The sequence below is a fragment of the Sphingomonas corticis genome (assembly GCF_012035195.1).
Taxonomy (GTDB): Bacteria; Pseudomonadota; Alphaproteobacteria; order Sphingomonadales; family Sphingomonadaceae; genus Sphingomonas; species Sphingomonas corticis.
The window spans coordinates 13050-28479 of the sequence record NZ_JAAVJH010000021.1 but is presented as its reverse complement, the minus strand read 5'-3'; the positions used below and the strand labels follow the sequence as shown (position 1 = coordinate 28479).

10 protein-coding genes are annotated in these 15430 nt (G+C 71.8%); 6 read left to right on the top strand and 4 right to left on the bottom strand.

All coding sequences use genetic code 11. The features are described 5' to 3' along the window. Positions 1-1292: FecR domain-containing protein (locus tag HBH26_RS18420; RefSeq protein WP_168136107.1), on the bottom strand; the 1292-nt coding region annotated here is incomplete at its 3' end. Between the two features lie 181 nt (positions 1293-1473). On the opposite strand from HBH26_RS18420, the gene HBH26_RS18415 reads away from it, so the two are divergent. The 4 genes from HBH26_RS18415 (at position 1474) to HBH26_RS18400 (ending at position 8644) form a co-directional block, all read left to right on the top strand. Then, positions 1474-3117 carry a ShlB/FhaC/HecB family hemolysin secretion/activation protein gene (locus HBH26_RS18415; RefSeq protein WP_168136106.1) on the top strand — a complete coding sequence of 548 codons (1644 nt, stop codon included), beginning with the start codon at positions 1474-1476 and terminating at the stop codon, positions 3115-3117. Continuing rightward, entirely contained in the window at positions 3117-5405 is a 2289-nt protein-coding gene (locus HBH26_RS18410) for a putative bifunctional diguanylate cyclase/phosphodiesterase (RefSeq protein WP_168136105.1), read from the top strand. The genes HBH26_RS18415 and HBH26_RS18410 overlap by 1 nt, the downstream gene beginning before the upstream one ends. Positions 5406-5476: 71 nt before the next feature. Further along, positions 5477-7570 (top strand): TonB-dependent receptor, encoded by a 2094-nt coding sequence (locus tag HBH26_RS18405; protein ID WP_168136104.1) that lies wholly within the window; start codon positions 5477-5479, stop codon positions 7568-7570. 198 nt (positions 7571-7768) lie between these two features. After that, a complete protein-coding gene (locus HBH26_RS18400) occupies positions 7769-8644 on the top strand; it encodes a right-handed parallel beta-helix repeat-containing protein (protein ID WP_168136103.1) in 876 nt (291 codons plus the stop codon). A gap of 36 nt (positions 8645-8680) precedes the next feature. On the opposite strand, the gene HBH26_RS18395 is transcribed toward HBH26_RS18400, so the two are convergent. The 3 genes from HBH26_RS18395 to HBH26_RS18385 form a co-directional block, all read right to left on the bottom strand. Continuing rightward, complete coding sequence (locus tag HBH26_RS18395) at positions 8681-9751, bottom strand: GGDEF domain-containing protein (RefSeq protein ID WP_168136102.1); 1071 nt, start codon at positions 9749-9751, stop codon at positions 8681-8683. Next, on the bottom strand, positions 9748-11019 hold the full coding sequence (locus HBH26_RS18390; RefSeq protein ID WP_168136101.1) for an HD-GYP domain-containing protein: 1272 nt from the start codon (positions 11017-11019) through the stop codon (positions 9748-9750). The genes HBH26_RS18395 and HBH26_RS18390 overlap by 4 nt, the downstream gene beginning before the upstream one ends. Positions 11020-11132: 113 nt before the next feature. Further along, on the bottom strand, positions 11133-11459 hold the full coding sequence (locus tag HBH26_RS18385) for a hypothetical protein (RefSeq protein ID WP_168136100.1): 327 nt from the start codon (positions 11457-11459) through the stop codon (positions 11133-11135). A gap of 90 nt (positions 11460-11549) precedes the next feature. Between HBH26_RS18385 and HBH26_RS18380 the strand changes: the two genes are divergently transcribed. Next, positions 11550-12248: a DUF6445 family protein gene (locus tag HBH26_RS18380; RefSeq protein ID WP_168136099.1), complete on the top strand. Its 699-nt coding sequence runs from the start codon at positions 11550-11552 to the stop codon at positions 12246-12248. 156 nt (positions 12249-12404) lie between these two features. Further along, on the top strand, positions 12405-15326 hold the full coding sequence (locus HBH26_RS18375; protein WP_239024923.1) for a TonB-dependent receptor: 2922 nt from the start codon (positions 12405-12407) through the stop codon (positions 15324-15326). The last annotated feature ends 104 nt before the right edge of the window (positions 15327-15430 follow it).

Genomic DNA, 15430 nt, shown 5'->3' with positions numbered 1-15430 from the left:
TGCGCGGCCTCGGCGGCGGCGTGGTTGGCGGCATTGGCGGCGGCGGCGCGCGCGGCCTCCGCCGTGGCGGCGGCTTCCGCCTCGGCCTGCGCCTGCGCGGCCGCCTTGGCGAGGCGATCGGCCTCTGCCCGCGCGGTCTCCTCCGCCGCGGCGGCGGCGGCGCGCGCGGCCTGATCCGCGTCGGCCTTGGCGGCGGCGCTGGCGGCCAGCCGCTCGGCCTCCGCGGCCTGCGCCGCGGCGGCCTCCTCGTTCGCCTTCGTCGCGGCGGCGGCGGCGGCCTGCGCGGCGCGCTCGCTCTCCGCCTTGGCCTGCGCCGCGGCGGCGGCCTCGGTCTCGCTCGCCTGCGCGCTCTCCTGCGCCTGCGCGGACGCGGCCTTGGCGTAGACGATCGAGGTCGCGGCCTCGACGATGCGCGTGGCCGAACTCGCCGCCTCGGTCGCGACGCGCGTGGCGGCGCCGACGCCGGCGATGTCACCGCCGATCGATCCGGTCACCAGCCCGCCCGTCGTGGTCGCCAGCGAGGCCGCGGGGGCGTAGACCGCCGCGGTGATCGCGACGGGCGCGACCGGCGCGGCAGCGGCCATCACCGGTTCGGCGACCGGCTCGACCGCGGGCACGGCTGCGGTGTCGGCGGCAAGCTCGGCGGCCGGCGCGGGCGTCTCCGCCGGCGCCGCGGCCACCGGCGTCGCCGGTGCGGCGGCCTCCGGCGCTGGCGCGGCCGGCGACTCGATCACGCGGGTGCGGCCGGCGTCCTCGACCGTCATGCGGTAGCGGTTGCCCGCGGCGACCATCGCGATCGCCCCCGGCGTCACCAGGTCGTGCGCCCCGCCGTCCAGCGTCGCCACGTCCACCGCGCCTTCCAGCACCTGCACCGACGTGCCCCGGTCGGATACCCCGACGGAGAAGGTCGTGCCCTTCACCACGGCGGCCAGGTACGGCGTCTTCACCTCGAAATGCGGCGTCATCTTCTTCTTTATCATGAAGACGATGTTGCCGAACTCCTCGATCACGCGGGTCACGCCGGTGGCCTGCTCCTCCGCCGGCAGCCGCAGCCGGCTGGCTGGGGCGACCATCATGAACTCGGTTCCGCGCACCAGCACCGCGCGGCCGCCGCGTCCGGTGGTGACGACGTCGCCGGGCACCACGGCTAGCCCGCGCGTGGCGACCTTGCTCACGCCGTCGCGCGCGATCGTGACCGCGCCCGAACTCTCGCTGATGGTCCAGCCGGCCGGGCCCGCCAACGCGGGGGAGGCCGCGGTGGCGGCGAGAAGGGCCAACAAGTGCCTGCGCATCACGATCTCCTGCATCGACGGCGCATCGCTGCCGATCCGAAGCGTCCGACTTTGCCGAAGCGGGTTGAGATCGCGTTGCGAGAGGTGGTGAATATCGATTCACCGCGCGCCTGCCGGCCTAACCAAATGCAAAGATTTTCGCGCGTAGGTCCGGCGCCGGAGCAATCGCGCGGGACGGGTGATGAAGCGTTTTCTGGTTCTTTGCGCGTTGACGGGAACGCAGACGGGCGTCGCCGCCGCGCAGGTGGCGCTGGACCGCGCGGACCCCACGCGAATCGAGCGCACGCTGCCGCAGGCGGAGCCGGGCACGCCGCCACCGGTCGACAGCGCCCCGGCCGCGCCGCCGCCGATCGCGCAGGCGGGACCGATCACCGGCACGGTACGCGCCATCGTCGTCGTCGGTCAGGACCGGCTGCCGCCCGCCGTTTTCGCCGAGGCGATCGCGCCGGTCGTCGGCGAATCCCTGTCGCACACGCAGCTGGCGGAGCTGGCGGGAGCGGTGGCCGACGTGGCGCGCGCGCGCGGCTACCCGTTCGCCACCGCCTCGATCGCGCCGCAGCCGGTGACCGACGGCATCCTGCGGGTGACGCTGGACCTCGGCCGGATCGACGCGGTGCGCGTCGTCGGCGTGCGCAGCCCCGCCGCAGACCGGCTGCTGACCAGCATCCTCGCCACCGGCGCGCCGGTGCGGCAGCGCGAGCTGGAGCGCGCGCTGCTGCTGGTCGGCGACCTGCCCGGCGTGCGCGTCACCGGCAGCCGACTGGCGCGGCAGGACGGCTTCGGCATCCTGCTGGTCACCGCCGAGCAGGATCGCGCCAGCGCCTATGTGCAGGTCGACAATCGCGGTAGCCGGGAAGTGGGGCCGGCGCGCTCCACCGTGCTGGCGAGCGTGCGCGACGTGGCGCAATCCGCGGACGAGCTGTCCGTCATCGTGTCGCAGACGCCGCTGCAATGGTCCGAGTTCATCTTCGCCCGGCTGCGCTACGCCGCGCCGCTGAACGCCGCCGGGACGACCGCGATCGTATCGGGCTCGCTCGCGCGCTCGCGCCCGGGCGGCGCGCTCGCCGCGCTGGACGTGGAGGGGCGCAGCGCCGACGTGGCGGTGGCGATCCAGCATCCGCTGCTGCGCAGCCGCGCACGCAGCCTGTTCGCCGGGGTGGAGCTGCGCGCGCTGGGAACCGACCAGGACCTGGCCGGGCAGCAGCTGCGCCGCGACCGGCTGGCGACGCTGACGGGGACGCTGAACGGCACCGCGGCGGTCGCCGGCGGCGCGCTGCGTGGCGAGGTGGCGACGGTCGCGGGGCTGCCGGTGTCGGGCGGGACGCGGCCCGGGTCGGTGCTGGCGTCGCGCTTCGACGGCGATTCGCGCTTCCTTGCCGCCTCCTACCTGGTCGACTGGACCGCCTCGCTGGGCAAGCCGTTCAGCGTCGTGCTGGCGAGCGCCGGGCAGCTCGCCTCGCGCCCGCTGCTGGCGACGGCGGAACTCGGCGTCGGCGGGCCGGGCTTCGGCCGCGCCTATGACTATGCGGAGCGGACCGGGGACGAGGGCATCCTCGGCTCGCTCGAACTGCGCGCCGATACCGGGGCGATCGTCGGCAGCGTGGTCGATCGGGCGCAGCTGTACGGCTTCGTCGACGGCGGCGTGGTCGGCAACCTGCGCGGCGGGGCGGGGGGCGGCAGCCTGCTGTCGTCGGGCGTGGGCGCGCGGATCGGTACCGGACGGTTCGACTGGCTCGTGGAACTGGCGCTGCCGATGAACGCGGACCGGTTCGATACCGGCGACAAGCGGCCGCGCATCTCGCTGCGGCTGGCGCGCGCCTTCTGATGCGCCTTCCCCCCCTGCGTCTGCGGATGCGATCGCGCAGCTCGCTGTTCATCATGCTGGCCGCCGCCGCACTGGGGCTGGCGACGCTGACCGGCATCGGCGGCGCGGTGGAGCGCGCGCTGGAGCCGCTGCGGTTCGGCCTCTTCGACAAGGCGGCGAGCGGGCGGACCGTCGTCGTCGAGATGGACGCCGCCAGCGCCGCGGAGATCCGGCGCTGGCCGTGGCCGCGCGGCCATTACGCGACGGTGATCGATCACCTGCGTCGCGCGGGCGCGGCGTCGATCGTGTTCGACGTCGATCTCTCCGCCTCGTCCGATCCGGCGGAGGACGCACGCCTCGCCGCGGCGCTGGCGCGCTCGGACGGGCTGGTGGCGCTGCCCACCTTCAGCCAGCAGGCGAGCGCGGGCGACCGCCGCCACCTGGACGCACTGCCGCCCGCCGCGTTTCGCGACCATGCCGCCCTGGTGTCGGTCAGCGTCGCGCCCGACACCGACGGGCTGGTGCGCTCCATGCCGCTCGCCACCATCACCGCCGGCACGCCGCGTCCGTCGCTCTCCTCCTACATCGCCGCGCGCCAGGGCGTGGCGGACGAGAGCTTCCCCATCGACTTCTCGATCGATCCCGCGACGGTCCCGCGGCTCAGTTTCGTGGCGGTGGAGGCGGGGCGCTTCGATCCCGCGGCGGTGCGCGGGCGCAACGTCGTGATCGGCGCCACCGCGATCGAGATGGGCGACCGATACGCCGCCAGCTACCGCGGCGTGCTGCCCGGAGTCGTCATCCAGGCGCTGGCCGCGGAGACGCTGTTCGCGGGCGTGCCCGGCCGCGGCACCGGCGTGCTGACGCTGGTCGTGTCGCTGCTGCTCGCGCTGCCGATCGTGCACGCGCGCCGCGTGGCGGCGTTCGCGCAGCGCTTCGTCGCGGGGGTGGCCATGCTGTTCGCCGCGGTGATGGCGGCGCAGCACCTGCTGCTCGTCCACTACCCGCTCGCCACCGGGCTGCTCGTCATCGCCAGCGTGGCCGCGCTGTGCGTCGCGCGCGACATCGTGCGGCGGTTCCGTGCCGAACGGCTGGTCGACGAGCCGACCGGCCTGCCCAACCAGCGCGCCTTCCTGGCCGACGCGGCGGAGCCGGGGGCGACGGTCGCCGTGGTGCAGATCAACAATCTGGAGACGCTGTCCGCGGTGCTGGGCACCGACCAGCTGGTGCAGGCGATCCTGCGCGCGGCGGAGCGGCTGCGCCTCGCCAGCGCCGACGACCGCGTCTATCGCGTGCGCAGCCACCATCTGGCGCTGCTGCTGCCCGCCGACCAGCCGGTGGAGGACACGATGGCGGCGCTGCGCGCGGTGCTGCTGGAGCCGGTGGAGGTCGCCGGGCGCAAGGTCGACTTGGCCGTCGTGGTGGGCGTGTCCGCCGCGGACGACCTGGCGGGCGCGGCGCTGGCCGCCGAGGCGGCGGTGCACGACGGCGTGTTCTGGCGCCGGGCGAGCGGCGAGCGCGACGGTCTGGAGCGCGCGGTGTCGCTGATGGGCGAGCTGGATGCCGCGCTGGGCAACGGCGAGATCGAGGTCCACTACCAGCCCAAGCTGTGCCTCGCGACCGATCGCATCGCCAGCGTGGAGGCGCTCGTCCGGTGGCGTCACCCGGTGCGCGGCTTCACGCCGCCCGACCTGTTCATTCCCCTGGCCGAGCAGACCGATCGCATCGGCCCGCTGACGCTGCACGTCCTGACGACGGTGCTGCGCGACACGAGCGACTGGCGCGCGCGCGGTCACCGGGTGACGGCGGCAGTGAACATCTCCGCCAAGCTGCTGGCCGCGCCGGACTTCATCGCCGCGGTCGACGAACTGCTCGCGCGCTCGGACGTGCCCGGGGAGGCGCTGATCTTCGAGGTGACCGAATCGGCCGCCATGTCCGATCACGCCACCGCCGTGGCGACGCTGAACCATTATCGCGAACGCGGCATCGCGGTGTCGATGGACGACTACGGCACCGGCCAGTCGACGCTCAGCTACATCCGCGAGCTGCCGCTGAACGAGCTGAAGATCGACCGCAGCTTCGTGCAGCACGCGCACGAGCGGAGCGACGATGCCGCGCTGGTCCGCTCCACCATCGAACTCGCGCATACCCTGGGGCTGAAGGTGGTGGCCGAGGGGATCGAGGATGCCGCCAACCTCGCCTTCCTGAAGTCGATCCGCTGTGACTACGCGCAGGGCTATTTCATCAGCCGGCCGATCACCGTGACCGCGCTGCTGGTGCTGTTGCAGGGAGAAGCCGCCGCCGCCGCCTGATCGGCGGATCGATGATATGTTGTATCATGGCTGGCGAGCCGCTATCGGCGGCCCTCGACAAGGGGAATGCCATGACCATCCACCGCGCGCGTATCGCGGCACCGCTGCTGGCGGCCGCGCTCGGCGCCGCTCCCGCCGCCGCGCAGAGCCGGGACGAAGCCGCGCATCGCGAGGAGGACATCGTCGTCCTGGGCACCGGCTCCGCCCGCGACGCCGCGCTCGGCTCCGACCTCGTCACCCGCCGCATGTCGCCGTCCAGCCGCTCGCTGGAGCGCGACCTGCTGGTCGCCAACGGCACCTATCGGCTGTCCGACGCGCTGGACCTGTTCAGCGGCGTCAGCCAGCAGAACAATCGCGGCGGCTTCATCGACAATTTCGCGATCCGCGGCTTTCTCGGCACGCCGGACGGCGGCGCGGAATATTATGTCGACGGCTTCCTCGGCAATCGCGGCCTCGCTGCGCCGCGGGACCCCGCCACGACCGAGCGGATCGAGGTGCTGAAGGGACCGTCCGGCGCGGTATTCGGCGACATCGATCCCGCGGGTCGCGTCAACATCGTGTCGAAGACGCCGCGCTTCGCGCCCGCGGCACAGGCCGTGCTGCTGGCGGGTTCGTTCGGCACGCGGCGCGCGGAGCTGGACGTGACCGGCCCTTTGTCGGCCGCGCTGGCGGCGCGGATCGTCGTCGCCGCGGAGGAGGGCGACGGCTATCGCGACTTCGTCGGGCTGTCGCGGCACGTGGTCTCGCCCTCGATCACCTGGATCCCGGCCGCCGACACGCGGCTGACCCTGCTGGCCGAGCACGTCAGCTTCGCTTCCGCCTTCGATCGCGGGATCCCCGCGATCGGCGGCGATCCGCTGGCCCTGCCGCGCTCGCGCTTCTTCGGCGAGCCGGGCGACGGCGACCACCGCGCGCGCAACACGCGGGTGCAGCTGACCGGAGAACGGGACCTGGGGGGCGAGTGGCGCGTGACGGGAGGCGCCGCGTGGCGTCGCAGCACGCTCACCGGCTTCTCCAGCGATCCCTCGCGACTGGTCGACGGCCGCACCCTGTGGCGGCAGCGGCGCGAGCGAGGATATGCCGCGGAGGACCTGGCCGCGCGGGTCGAGCTGTCCGGCCGGGTGGAGGCGGGCGGCACGCACCACGTCGCCATCGGCGCGAAGGTCGCGACGCTCGACTATCTCGAGCTGCTGCGCCGCCGCAATCCCACCGCCGCCGCGCCCTACGCGATCGACGTCTTCGCGCCGGTCTACGGCGGTGCGGCGCCGGCGCTGCTGCCGTTCACCGACCAGCGCGAGCGGCGGCGCGCGCTGACGCTGTACGCGCAGGACATGGTCGACGTGACGGACCGGCTGACGCTGAGCGGCGGCGTGCGCGTGGAACCGTTCCGCCAGCGCCTGCGCCGCAACCTGACGGGGCAGACGAGCGAGCGCACCGGCGCCCCCGCCACGTTCCGCGCGGGCGCGCGCTACCGCCTCGGCGCGGCGCTGGCGCTGCACGCGAACTGGGGCGAATCGTTCCTGCAGAATGCCGGCATCGGGCGTCCGCCGCGGCCCGACGCGCCGGGTCCGTCCTTCGCGCCCGAACAGGCGCACGGCTGGGAAGTGGGGGCGACCGGACGCTGGCGCGGCGTGGACCTCGCCGCCACCTGGTTCGACATCGAGAAGCGCAACATCCTGACCAACGACCCGCTCGATCCCAACTTCCTGGCGCCGGTCGGCTCTTTGCGCAGCCGGGGCGTGGAGCTGGACGCCGCGATCCGGCTGGCGGGTCGATGGCAGGTCGTGGCCAATTACGCCTATGTCGACGCGCGCGCGGACGATTCCGCCTTCGCCACGGCCGACGTGCTGAACGTCGCCCGGCATTCGGGCACGGTCCTGGCGGTCGCGCGCTTCCCGACGCATCGGGGCGGCGACTGGTCGGTCAGCGCGGGCGCGACCTATGTCGGCGACCGCGCGGGGGCGATCGACGCCAGCGGGCTGCGCCTTCCCGGCTACGTGAAGGCGAAGCTGGCAGGCGAGGTCGGGCTCTCCGCCGCCCTGACCCTGCGGGCGGAGGCCGACAACCTCTTCGACACGGCCTATGCGATGAGCTCGTACAGCCCGCTGTGGACCTTCCCCGGTGCACCGCGCACCGTGCGCGTGTCGCTGCGGCTGTCGATATAGTCCGGCTCGATACCGCGGCGCCGGACCGCGGCAACGCCGGCATCGCCGCGAAGTTGCCTCGGCTCGACCCATGTTTGCGTTAACTCGTCGGAAGCGGCTTGCCGCCGCGCCGCCGCCCCGCTTCGCACCGGCACGACGCGGGCCGGTACGAGAACAGCTGCAGCCCCCGCGAAAGGGTCAACTATCTAGAGATTTTCCGTGTCACTGCTTATACTTGCGATCATCACCGCGACTCCGCGGACGCTCCCGGCTGCGCTCGCTTCGGCTCGTTCGGGCGATACCATCAGGCTTGCCGAGAGCAGCTACCGCGACGTGCGGATCGACCGCACCTTTTCCCCCGCGGTCACCATCGAGGCGACCGACACCATCGTGCGGGGTCTCCGCATCGCCGGCGGCGGCGTGCTATGGCGGGGCGGCACCGTGTCGGCCCCGGCCGGGCGCAACGGCTTCGCCGCGGCCGGCTACGCGGCGCTCGTGACGGGGCAGAACGTCACCTTCTCCGGCACGACCTTCACCAATGCGAAGAAGGCGATGGTGCTCGATCGCGCGAAGGGCGTGACGGTGATGGACAGCTCCTTCCTGCGCAACGGCGAGGACGGCATCATCGCGTCGCGCACCACGCGGCTGACGGTGCTGCGCAGCCGCTTCGCGCTGACGATGGCGAAGCCGAGCAGCTGCACCACCGTCGGCGGCATCGTCTATCGCGTTACGAGGCGCGAATGCCTGGCGCGCGCGGGTATATGGGTCGACGGCTATCATCCCGACGCGGTTCAGATGCGCAACGGCGTCACCGATGTGCTGCTTTCCGGCAACGTGGTGGAGGGGATGACGCAGGGCCTGACGCAGATGGCGACCACCGGCGACGCCCCGCTGGCGCGGGTCCGGATCGAGGGCAATACGGTCGCGGCAGACGGCCATCACATCACGCTGGCCGATTGCAGCGGCTGCATCATCCGCAACAACGTCGTGCGGCGGTGGCGGCGCAACACCTACAAAGCGGTCATCCGCCCGGGAGCCGCGCGGCGGTGCGAGAACCAGGCCCAGGACGAACCGGACGACGGCCCCTGCCGCTGACGGTGGCGTGCCGGCGGCGGCTTCCCGCCGCCGGGGTCAGGAGATCCGGCGCGAGACGATCGTGCGGTTCTTGCCCGCGCGCTTCGCCTCGTACAGCGCCTCGTCGGCCAGCCGCACCGCCTCGCGCGTGTCGCTGCCGACGGCGGCGACGCCGGTGGAAAAGGTGACCCGCCCGATCGCGCGGCCGTCCGTCCGGTTGGCCAGCGACCGCGAGAGCAGCCGCTCGCGCGTCGCCTCGATCAGCGCCTCCGCCTCCGCCACCGTCTGGTCCTCGAACAGGCAGACGAACTCCTCCCCACCGTAGCGCGCGACGATGGCGCTTTCGCCCAGGCTCGCCCGCAGCAGCCGCGCGACGTATTTCAGCACGCGGTCGCCGGTGGAATGGCCGTGGGCGTCGTTGACCAGCTTGAAGTCGTCGATGTCGCACAGGGCCACCGCCGCGGTGGAACCCGGCACCAGCGCGCCCAGCCGCGCCTCGGAGTGGCGGCGATTGGGCAGGCCCGTCAGGTGGTCGCGATCCGCCTCGCGCTGCGCCCGGCGCAGGTTGGAGCGCAGGCGCTCGGCCTCCAGGCGTGCGGTGTCCAGCTGCTCCTCCATGGCGCGCGTCGCGTCGACCATGCCGGTGGTCAGCCCGATCAACCGGTCCAGCGCGCCGACCGGGTCGCTGGACAGCACGGTGACCTCGGCGTTCAGCGCCGCGCGATAGTCGATGCCCGACGACTGCGACGCCGCGATGATGCGCACGCATTCGGCCGCCTCGCGCGCCAGCCGCTCGGCCAGTTCGCCCACCGCGTCGACGCGGAGCGCGCGGTCGCCGCCGCTCGCCAGTGGCGCCAGCATCGCGTCGGTCAGCCGGTCGTGCTCGCGCAGCATGGCGGTGACCGCACCGGCGATCGCCGGGTCGCCGGCGAGATGCGCCTTGGCGACGGCGAAATTGGCTTCGCTGAGCTCCAGGTCGTGGTGGAAGAGGAATTCGCCGATCTCGTTGAACCGGGCACGGCGGGCGCGCTCGCGCGGGCCGGGTTCGGCGCAGGTGGAAGCGAAGTCCGCGGGGCGGCGCAGCCACTGCGGCAGCAGCGGCTGGCGGGAGGCGGTGGCGCGGCTCATGCCGCCTGCTCCACGCCGCGGGCGAGCGGCGCGTGCGGCGCGCGCCCGGCCATCAGGTCGTCCAGCATTCGCGGCCACGCGTCGCCGAACCAGGTCTCCCCCTGTTCGCCGCGGATGATGGGATCGCCGCCCTCGGCGTTGTGCGTCGCCACGTCCTCCACCGCGACGGCGGCGCCCGCGACCACGTCGTGGAAGACGCGCACGGTCGGGGTCGTCCACCGCTCGCCCTCGCTGGTCAGCACGATGCCCAGCCGGTTGGAATGCAGCCGCACCAGGCCGCCCGTCGGGAAGATGCCGATGCTGGCCACGAACGCGGTCAGCAGGCGCCGGTCGAAATGGCCCTCCCACGACAGCATCTTGCTCAGCGCCTCGGCGGGCGTCCACGGATCCTTGTAGGGCCGGTGCGAGGTGATGGCGTCGTAGACGTCGCAGATCGCGCCCATGCGCGCGTGGACGCTCAGCTCCGCCTCGGTCAGCCCCTCGGGATAGCCGCGGCCGTCGATGCGCTCGTGATGGTGCAGGCACACGTCGAGCGCGATGGCGCTGACGTCGGGACTGTCCTTCAGCAGGCGATGCCCCGCGGACGGATGATCCTCAATGATGCGACGCTCCTCGGCGTCCAGCTTCCCGGGCTTCTCCAGCACCTCGATCGGGGTCGCCATCTTGCCGATGTCGTGCAGCAGCCCCGCGACACCGGCCTGCTGGACCTCGCCTTCGGGCAGGCCGAGCTGCCGCGCGAGGTTCATCATCAGCGCGCAGACCGCGACCGAATGGAGGTAGGTGTACTCGTTCTTGTCCTTCAGCCGGGTCACGTTGATGATCGCGGAGCGGTCGCGCTCGATCGAGGCGGCGATCTCCTCCACCAGCGGTGCGACCTCAGTCATCTGCACCGCGTGGCCGAGCCGCGCATCGTTGAACATGCGCTGCACCGCTTCCTTGGACCGCTCCACGGTCTCTCGCGCGCGCTCCAGCTCGTCGATGCGGCGCCGGCGCGGGCGATTGGCGCGGCGTTCCACCACCAGCGCGGGCGACTCGGCCTGCGCGGGGAAGGGGTTGGGCAGGGCGGGGGCCGGCGGCGGCGCGAGACCGATGCCGCGGTCGTCGTCGATCGTCACCATCGCGATGCCGGACCGGCGAAGCCGCTCCAGATCGGCCTGTGTTTTCAAGAGGAAGCGCGATCGCCAGAAAGGATTGTCGAGCCAGGAGCAGTCGACGGAGGAAATGTACATCCCCAATCGAAGGTCTCTGACCGGAATTCGATGCAACATTCGTGACCCCCTCGTACATTGGTCGATGTCGCACGGGGGTGATAAATAACGTTTAAGACGAGCGCGGTCTTTGTCGCAAACGGTACGACCGCGCTCGTCTATTCCTTACAAGTTTACCGCCCGGACCGGTCGTCGCGGTCGCGGATGGCGGTGCCGACGCGCTCCAGCGCCGCGCCCGCCTCGTCCGCGGCGCGATCGATCTCGTTGCCGACGTGCGCCTCGACGCGGTTGGCGGCATCGTCGGCGACGCGGTCGCCGATCCGGTCGACCCGCTCGCCGAAGCGCTCGGCCAGCCGGTCCACGCTGTCGGAGACGTTGCGCGTGGTGGCGTCGATGTCGGCGGCGACCGCGTTGCCGGTCCGCTCCGCATGGTCCTCCGCGCGCTCGCTGCACGCCGCCAGCGCCGCCAGCGCCAGCACGGGAATGGTCAATCGCTTCATCCTCGTTCCTCCTCCTGGCCTCCCGGGACAATGTGCGAGCGGGCGCAAGGGTTGCGGCGGCCCGGCGGGCGCGACAAGGATGGCGCCATCATGACAGACGCCGCCCCGCCCGCGCACTGGCGCGTCCAGGTGATCCCGCACGGGGCGGAGGGGCAGTCGGTCGTGGTGATCGACGGCTTCGTCGCCGATCCCGACGGCTGGGTCGAGGACGCGGCGATGCTGGCGTTCGCGCCGATGGGGCAGCATTACCCCGGCATCCGCGCGGCCGTACCCCGCCCGACGCTCGCCCCGCTGCTCGCCGCGCTGAGACCGGTCGCGGCGAAGGTGTTCGGCCTGTCCGCGCTCGCCGTCGTGGACGCCTTCTACTCGCTCGTGACGACGCCGCCGGCGGCGCTGGCGCCGATCCAGCGCCTGCCGCACGTGGACGAGACGTCGCCGACGCGGCTGGCGCTGCTGCACTATCTGTCGCGCGACGAGCGCAGCGGCACCGCCTTCTTCCGCCATCGCACGACGGGGTTCGAGACGATCGACGCCGCCCGGCTGGCGCCGTATCGCGCCGCGCTGGCCGCGGACGTGGCGCGGCACGGGATGCCCGCGCCCGGCTTCATCCACGGCGACACCGCCTTGTTCGAGCAGGTCGCGCGCCACGACGGCCGCTTCAATCGCGCCATCCTCTATCGCTCGCACGCGCTGCACTGCGCCGCGATCCCCGCCGACGTCGCGCTCGGAGCCGATCCCCATGCGGGGCGGCTGACGGTCAACACCTTCCTCGACGGCACCGCCGCCTGACCCGATCCGCTGTGGCGCGACGGCCACACCGCATATGCGGCTGCGCTGAATACGTATGTTGCATTCTGGTGGCAGGTCCGGCGCGGGCCTAGGCGAGGCGTCGAAGAAAAGCCGGCCCGACCGCACGAGCGGTGCGCCGGCGCAGGGGAGGATGGCATGGACGCTTCGCACCACATTTTCGTCGTCTCGACGCGCGCTCGCCTGGCGAGCCGGGTCAGCATGGCCGCGCTCGCCGGGTTGATGCTGGCGGCGGCGCCCGCGCGGGCGCAGGAGACGCCGCCCGATCCCAACGCACCGTCGGCCAACCCGACCGGCAAGGTCACCGTGGAGCAGCCCGCGCCGCCCGCCGATCCGACGCCTGACGCGCAGGCCAATCCCGACGCGACCGCCACCGCGACCGAGGAGGGCGAGATCGTCGTCACCGGCATCCGCGCCAGCCTGGCGCGGTCGGCGGAGATCAAGCGCAACTCCACGCTGATCGTCGATTCGGTCAGCGCGGAGGACATCGGCAAGCTGCCCGATGTGTCGATCGCCGACTCGCTCGCCCGCCTGCCCGGCGTCACCGCGCAGCGCGTGGAGGGACGCGACCAGAACCTGTCGATCCGCGGCCTGGGCCCCGATTTCTCGACCACTTTGTTCAACGGTCGCGAACAGGTGACCGTCGGCGACAACCGCGGCGTCGAGTACGATCAGTACCCGTCCGAGTTCTTCCGCAACGTCAACGTCTACAAGTCGCCCGACGCGTCGCTGATCGCGGCGGGCATCTCCGGCACGGTGGATCTGCGCAGCCTGCGCCCGCTCGACCAGCGCGATCGCTCCGTCGTCGTGTCGGCGCGCGGTCAGTACAACGACATCGGCAAGCGCAATCCGGACGGCAAGCGCATCGGCTATCGCGTGTCGGGCGCCTTCGTCGACAAGTTCGCCGACGATACCTTCGGCGTCGCCATCGGCCTCGCCGCCACCGAGGCGCCGACGAATTACGACAAGTACGAGGCGTGGGGCGACGCGGGCTACCCCACCGTCGCCACGCCGCAGGGCGATGCCTTCATCCTCGGCGGGGCAAAGCCCTACGTCCAGTCGAACCTGCTGAAGCGCTACGGCGGCGTCGCCACGCTGGAATGGCAGCCGAGCGACAAGTTCCACTCCACCTTCGACGCGCTCTACACCCACTTCAACGAAGTGCAGCGCCTGCGCGGCATCGAATTCCCGCTGGCCTACAACGTCGCGCCGACCAACGTCGTCGTGCGCGACGGCTTCGTCCAGTCCGCGACGTTCCAGCCGGCCTACACCGTGCAGCGCAACGACTATCAGGAGCGCGAGGCGGACCTGTTCTCCTTCGGCTGGAACAACGACTTCGCCGTCACCGACACCACGCACCTGAACATCGACGCCGCGTGGAGCCGGGCCGAGCGCACCGACTTCCTGCTCGAGACCTATTCCGGCACCGGCTACAACGGCACCGGCGCGCGCGACACGATCAACATCACGCGGCAGGACAACGGCCTCTACTCGATCGTGCCGACGATCAACTACGCCGACACCAACGTCATCCGGATCACCGATCCGGGCGGCTGGGGCTATAACGGCACGACGGCGGTGGTGCAGGCGGGCTTCCTGAACCGGCCGAAGTTCACCGACGACCTGAAGTCGCTGCGCGCCAGCCTGGCGGGCGAGTTCGGCGACCTGGGCGTCGTGAAGGGCTACGAGGTCGGTGCCAACTACTCGCAGCGCGAGAAGCGCGCCGCCTTCACGTCCTCGTTCCTGTGCCCCAAGGGCGGCGGGACGGGCTGCACCGTGGCCAGCGGCACGCCGACCTCCGTCGCGGTGCCCGCGGACGCGGTGCTGGACGATACCGTCTCGCTCGGCTTCCTGGGCGTGCCGCAGATGCTGACGGTCGATCCGCTGAAGATCTACGATCTGCTGAACCCGGTATTCGACAATCGGCCGGAGTCGCTGGCGAAGGACTATTCGGTCAAGGAGAAGGTCTGGACCGGATATGCCAAGCTGGTGATCGACGGCGAGGCCGGCGGCAAGGCGCTGAAGGGCTCGCTGGGCGTGCAGGTGGTGCACACCGACCAGTCCTCCACCGGCCGCATCGCCGGGCTGACCGGCGGCGTGGTGACGCTGGCCGACGTGGGCGACGGCGTGAAATATACCAACGTCCTGCCCAGCGCGACCATGTCGGTCGAGCTGATCCCGTCGGGCTTCGTGAAGCTGGGCGCCTCGCGCACCATGGTGCGCCCGCGCATCGATCAGGAGCGCATCTCGCAGAACGTGTCGATCAACCCGGCGAACGTGGGCCTGGGCAGCAACCCGGCGAACAGCCCGTTCAGCTCGGAAGGCGGCAACTTCGCGCTGCGGCCATACAAGTCGACCAACGTGGACGTGTCCTTGGAGAAATACTTCCCCTCGGGCGGCTACGTCGCGCTGACCGGCTATTTCAAGAGCATCAGCGACTATGTCGATGCGAACAACTCGGTCATCTACGACTTCTCGCCGCTGCTCCCCTCGCTGACCCCCGCGCAGCAGGCGATCGTGCAGGCGCAGAACGCGCAGTTCGGGCTGTTCCGCAACCCGGCGAACTCGGGCGAGGGCGAGCTGATCGGCGCGGAGGCGACTGTGTCGCTGCCGTTCCGCGCCATCACCACCGCGCTCGACGGCTTCGGCGTGTTCGCCAGCGGCAGCTACACCTACTCGGCGATCCGGCTGGCCAGCAATCCGGCGCGCACGATCACGCTGCCGGGCCTGTCCGACTGGGTGATGAACGGCACCGCCTATTTCGAGAAGAACGGCTTCCAGGCGCGCGCGACCTATCGCTACCGCTCGGATTTTCTGGCCGAGGTGCGCGGCCTGTCGGCCTCGCCGGAGCTGAACACCGCGCAGTCGGAAGGCATTCTCGACGCGCAGATCGGGTATGAATTCCAGTCCGGTCCGCTGCAGGGCCTCGCCATCCTGGCGCAGGCAAAGAATCTGACCGATCAGGAGTTCGTCCAGTATGTCGGCGGCGATGAGCGGCAGGTGCGGCGTTACCAGCGCTACGGCACCGACTATTATCTGGGCCTGACGTACCGCTTCTGAGGACGCGGGGGATGGGGGCCACACCCCATCTTCCCACCTCCGTTCGCCCTGAGCGAAGTCGAAGGGTAAGCGTTGCCCGTGGGCTTCGACTTCGCTCAGCCCGA

Bases quoted from the DNA above. Each gene is read 5' to 3' on its own strand.
- HBH26_RS18405 (WP_168136104.1), top strand. From the start codon at position 5,477: ATGACCATCCACCGCGCGCGTATCGCGGCACCGCTGCTGGCGGCCGCG.
- HBH26_RS18415 (WP_168136106.1), top strand. From the start codon at position 1,474: ATGAAGCGTTTTCTGGTTCTTTGCGCGTTGACGGGAACGCAGACGGGC.
- HBH26_RS18375 (WP_239024923.1), top strand. From the start codon at position 12,405: ATGGACGCTTCGCACCACATTTTCGTCGTCTCGACGCGCGCTCGCCTG.
- HBH26_RS18380 (WP_168136099.1), top strand. From the start codon at position 11,550: ATGACAGACGCCGCCCCGCCCGCGCACTGGCGCGTCCAGGTGATCCCG.
- HBH26_RS18410 (WP_168136105.1), top strand. From the start codon at position 3,117: ATGCGCCTTCCCCCCCTGCGTCTGCGGATGCGATCGCGCAGCTCGCTG.
- HBH26_RS18390 (WP_168136101.1), bottom strand. From the start codon at position 11,019: ATGTTGCATCGAATTCCGGTCAGAGACCTTCGATTGGGGATGTACATT.
- HBH26_RS18395 (WP_168136102.1), bottom strand. From the start codon at position 9,751: ATGAGCCGCGCCACCGCCTCCCGCCAGCCGCTGCTGCCGCAGTGGCTG.
- HBH26_RS18385 (WP_168136100.1), bottom strand. From the start codon at position 11,459: ATGAAGCGATTGACCATTCCCGTGCTGGCGCTGGCGGCGCTGGCGGCG.